The organism is Stieleria sp. (assembly GCF_041595215.1).
GTDB classification, from domain to species: Bacteria; Planctomycetota; Planctomycetia; order Pirellulales; family Pirellulaceae; genus Stieleria; species Stieleria magnilauensis.
The window spans coordinates 1-5,127 of the sequence record NZ_JBFHKV010000612.1 but is presented as its reverse complement, the minus strand read 5'-3'; the positions used below and the strand labels follow the sequence as shown (position 1 = coordinate 5,127).

Sequence of the window (5,127 nt, the reverse complement as noted above, 5' to 3'; positions counted from 1 at the left end):
GCTGAAAGCGATTCAAACCGAACTTGAAAACGAAAGCAAGGAACTGTTTCTCGAACGCGGCAAGAAACGCATCAACAGTTTGCTGAGCGAACTGGACGAAAAACGCAAAATCGTGCGTGAACTCCAGACGCCGCCGGCCGAATACCAGCTGCTCAAACGCCAGTTGGCCGAGGCTGAGCAAAAATCGCAAGAACTGGCCGACGAACGAACGCGGTTGGCCCAGTCGCTGGCCAGACAGAAGGCGATCCGCGAAGCCCACGCGATCGTTCCCATCTGGCGACGACACAAGGCCCAATTGGACGCGTTGTCATCGGTGCCAACGCTCGACGAAGACTTTGCCGCCCGCCGCCGAGAAGCATCCGCCAACCGCCAAACCTATCAACGATTGGTCGATCAATTACAACGTGAGATTGAGGCCACGGAAAAAGAAATCCAATCGTGCTTGATCGATCCGGCGACGATTGAGCATGAAACCGAAATCGTCGCCTTGTTCCAAGGAATCGCCGCGCGCGAAGCGGCATCGAAAGATCAAGCCAACCTGTACCGGGTCGTCAAAAACCGCAACCGCCACCTGCGTGAATTGCTGCGTGATCTAGAGATCGACATCGCCGACGACGCTCCGGACGACGAAGTCGATCAACACGTCGACCGCTTGCACGTCAGCGACGCGGCGCAAATTCGAATCAACGAATTGGCCGGTGATTGCGAGATGCTGCGACAACAGGAACGCGATTCACTGGAGTCACTGCAAGCGTTGCGGAAACAGCTTGCCGAATTGGACGACGAACTGGAACGGCATCCAGACGTCGCAGACCCGGCGATGATCGAGTCGGTGCTTTCAGAGATCGGCCCGCCGGCGACCCTGTTGGATCAAGCCGACCAAGAACGTTCCAGTTGCCGAGATCTGGAATCACAGTGCGAACGATTGATCCGAGAACTTCGACTCGGTCAAATCAGCCTCGACGATGCGGCACGCTTGCAACCGCCGACGGCCGCGGAGATCGATGACCACGACCAAACACTTCGCGATCGCTCGCGGGCCGTCGATGATGCTCAGAAAACAGTCGCGACCTTGCGGAAACAGCTTCACGATGCGGCCGAAAAACTGACCCGCTTGCAAGCCGATCAACCGCTTCCGACCGAGCAAGAACTCGAGCGCTCACGCGAAACTCGTAACCAATGGGTCGATCGACTCGCCGCGTCACGCGACGATGAAGCGAACTTCCAAGCGTCGACACGCCAGGTGCGGCAGTCGATTCGCACCGCAGACGACGTGGTCGACACCATTCGCTCCCACCAGAAACAGGTGACCGAGCGGGCGTCGGTCACACTGGAAATTGCCAAATTAAAGGACGCGATCGACGCTGCGGACGAAGCGGTCGTCCAGGCCGAACGGCTGGCCGCAGAGGCGTCCCAGCAGTGGAGCCAGCTGTGGGAAAGCTGCGGGATCGCCGCCGGCAAGGTCCGCGAAATGCGAAACTGGGTCGCCAAACATCAAACCCTGGTTGAAAAATACCGCTCGCTGGAAAAAGAACGCGGACGGCTGGATTCCACCCTGACTCGCATTGATCGCAATGCGAGGCGGTTAGCCCACGCCCTGCAAGGGGCTTGGTCCGCCCGTCCCGTCGCTGCCGGCCATCTCGCTGCCGGGGATGGCGAGACGTCGGCTATGGCGGATGACCCGATGAATCTGGAATCCTTGCACGATCGCGCAACAGCGCTGCGGAATGAACTCGTCGCGGCTGCCTCGCATCTGGAACAGATCCGCCGCAAGCGAAACGAAATCCACGCGGCGCTGCCCGCGGCCGAAGCCAAGTATGAATCCAATGCGGCGAAACGAAAGCAATGGGACAGCGACTGGAAGCAGGCGATTGCATCGTTCGCCGGCGATCAGGACGTCAGCCCAAGCGTGATCAGCATGCGGTTGAAAAAGATCGCCAAACTGTTTGAAGAGACTCGTGAACGCGACATCATCCTCGGACGAATTCGCTCGATCGATGACGACGGCCGTTCGTTTGCACAGCGGGCGACGGTGATCGCACGAATCGTCGGTTTGGAATGCAAACCCGACCAACACAGTGCGGAGATCGCGCAAGCGTTGTACGAACGACTGCAAACGGCCAAGAACGCGGCCAGTCAAGCCGAGCGTTTCAAAGCCGATCTGACCGCGGCGAAAGCCAGACTTGTCGACGACAATCAGGTGCTCGAAGCGGCCGCGGGACAGCTTGCCCAACTTTGTCGCGAAGCCGGCGTCGACAACAGCGACGAATTGCCCGGCGTGGAACAAAACGCCGCCGAAAAGCGAGCCGCCCTACAGGCCTGTGCCCGCGCCGAGGAACAATTGGCGTTGATCGCCGGTGGAGTCGCTGTGGAACAATTTGCCCAGCAAGTGGAATCACATGATCGCGTCGAATTAGAACACGAAATCGGCAAACTCGAAGAGTCGTTGCAGACACTCAACGAACGCTGGTCCGCAGTCGAACAGCAGGTCGGGGCGCTCAAAAAAGAGCTATCCAGGATCGACGGAGGAGACCGCGCGGCGGAATTGAACCAAGAACTGCAACTGCTGCACGGAACCATCCAGCGGGAATCGCAACAGTACGCCAAGCTGCGAATTGCGTCGATGATTTTGCAACAATCGATCGAGCACTACCGCAGCGAGAACGAAAGTCCGGTGTTAAAAATCGCCTGCCAAGCCTTCGAAGAGTTGACGTGCGGTCGATATGCCGGGTTGAAACCAGAGTTCGATGACAAGGGACGCTCAAAATTATTCGGCATCGCCGCGTCGGCCCAGGACGAGGAGAATCTGGTGCCCGTCGACGCGATGAGTCTGGGGACCGCTGATGCATTGTACTTGGCGATGCGGCTCGCATCGCTCGAACACCAACTCTCCGCGGGGCACGCGATTCCCGTCGTGATCGACGACTGTTTGATTCAATTGGACGACCAACGCACCGTCGCGGCGATGAAGCGGTTTTCGAGATTATCCGAGCGAACGCAAGTCATCCTGTTCACCCACCATCAACACCTGATCGAGTTGGCCCAGTCCGCGCTGGAACCCGACCACTATCATCTGCATCGATTGGCACGCTGACGACCAGCTTCACCGTTGCACGCGATAGCACCGACACGCCATCATCGGATGCAGTCGGTCTGCGGAGTGGGTCAGCACCAGATTCTGCGTCGCCAGCACGGAATCCAGATCGACCAATCGTCGATTTGGGAGCCCCGTCTGCCAACGAAAGAAACGGTGCATCAACCACTGGTACGCGGTGGCTTGTCGCCGCCGCCAGGTGGAAGACGGCCAGACAAAATCGACGAAGTAGAAGGTGCCGTCGTCGCGGAGACCGGCAAGAAACCGAGGCACGTTTTCGGCTAACTCGTCTTCGCTGAAACAATCCAAAAAGAATGCGGCCACCACAAGATCGAAATGGTTTTTCGGCACGTCGTACGATCGTGCATCGGCTTGAATCAAATCAACGCGATCGATGGCCCCGATCCGTTCGACCCGTCGTCGCTGTTGATTCAGCATTTGACGGCTCTGGTCAACCGACGTGATCCGGCAATCCGGTTGGGTAATGCAAAGTTGTTCGAGCAACCGCCCGGTTCCGTCACCGAGAACCAACGCTCGATGGACGCGAGGGAGTTGGTCCAGCAGCGCGAGACGCGCGCGGTGGAGTGCATTGCCGAACAGGCAGATTTCTAGCCCACGATAGACCTTCGCCAGGCGGTCGTATCCCCGTACCGATTTTGCGTTGTCGTTCACCAAGACGATCCTTACCAGCGGGAAGCGTGACGGCTTGTTGATTTAATCCGATCGCACGTGGATTTGCCGTTTCGCGCAAGCGTACGGGCATTCATCATGTCGATCACTCACCGGCGCCCGTAGGCTCGCGCCAAACGGCTGATTAAATTAACAAGCCGGTAAGCGAGCGGCGCGTGTGGCGTTCGCTGTCACCACGCGCCACTGGCTGACGCCACGTGCTGGGATCATCCTACCGCAAAACCGGACAGGCTCTCGACGACTGAACCGGTGCCCCAAAAGACAACCGGCGGTATCACCAACGCAACATCCGCCAAGGCAACCAACCGACCGATTGATGCCGCACCCGTCCCATCCATCGACTGCGTCGCCAAAGACCGTGAACCGGCGACGGCCAATGCGAACAGCATCGCATCACTGGCGATCAAACAGAACCCCATCCCCGGCGGAATCGTCTCGATCACAACCAAAACAGCCGCGATCAAGGCGTGCAGAATCAGAGCACCCGGTAAAACACCGACGGTACCCGGTGCACGCAACACCCATGAGTCAAATGCTTGGATCCGATCCAAATCACGCTCCAACATTGCGATCGTCAAACAGTTGGCGGTAAACACGAACGCTGCCATCAGAACCGAAATCAAAAGCGGACGAAAATCGCCTGGTGTCAATTCAGACCACGCGATCAGACTGACCCCGAATGCAAACACCAACCCGGCCAGTAATTCCTTGGGCAACCATCGCGTCGAGTTCCTCGGGAACTGCACGCTCGCCACATAAGCGACGACGACGGCGATCGCGGCACATCCCCAACGCAATTGGGCATCGGTTGCAGAGGAAACCACCAGCGCGGTATCCAGCCCCAACGCCAGAAACCATCCCAGGCAAAGCGGTCTTCGATAGCGGAAGTGAAAGTGATGACGTATCGAGTGCCGCCGCTCGGTGTCCAATCGAATCGAATCGAACAGCCGATCGGCGGTGTAGACCAGCCAAATCGACAGACCGATGATCGCGAATTCATACAGCGAAGGCAATCGATCGCAAAACGAGCCCGTCAACACGAGCAACCAAACCAGACCGACCGTTACCGAATCGAGCGAAAGCGCGTTGGCCCACGCCCACCAGGGAACGCGAGCCGTGCGGTCAGAAAGCTGGTCTTCCGTCACAGTCCCTTCAATCAGATTGTGCATTGCTGATGCTTCTTCCCGGACGCGGGTGACGAGCCGCCCGGTCTCCGATCGCGTCGATTGCGTATAATGGCCAGTCTACCTTGGACTACAATCCTCGCTGGCAACGCTGTGAAGCATTTTTTAGCGGTAGGGCGCGAGCCCTCCGGTGTTCGGGGAACGATGAGGGACCGGAGG

Annotated in this window: 3 protein-coding genes; 1 reads left to right on the top strand and 2 read right to left on the bottom strand. The window is 58.3% G+C overall.

The window, feature by feature from the left end:
• Nucleotides 1–3,094 (top strand): hypothetical protein (locus tag ABX749_RS21090; RefSeq protein ID WP_372897713.1); only part of this gene is annotated, 3,094 nt, incomplete at its 5' end.
• A gap of 9 nt (nt 3,095–3,103) precedes the next feature.
• Here the strand turns inward: ABX749_RS21090 and ABX749_RS21085 are convergent.
• Together ABX749_RS21085 and ABX749_RS21080 are read right to left on the bottom strand one after the other, a co-directional pair.
• Nucleotides 3,104–3,766, bottom strand: a complete 663-nt coding sequence (locus ABX749_RS21085; protein ID WP_372897712.1) for a class I SAM-dependent methyltransferase — start codon at nt 3,764–3,766, stop codon at nt 3,104–3,106.
• Nucleotides 3,767–3,990: 224 nt separating this feature from the next.
• Nucleotides 3,991–4,953: a hypothetical protein gene (locus ABX749_RS21080; RefSeq protein WP_372897711.1), complete on the bottom strand. Its 963-nt coding sequence runs from the start codon at nt 4,951–4,953 to the stop codon at nt 3,991–3,993.
• Nucleotides 4,954–5,127: the final 174 nt, after the last annotated feature.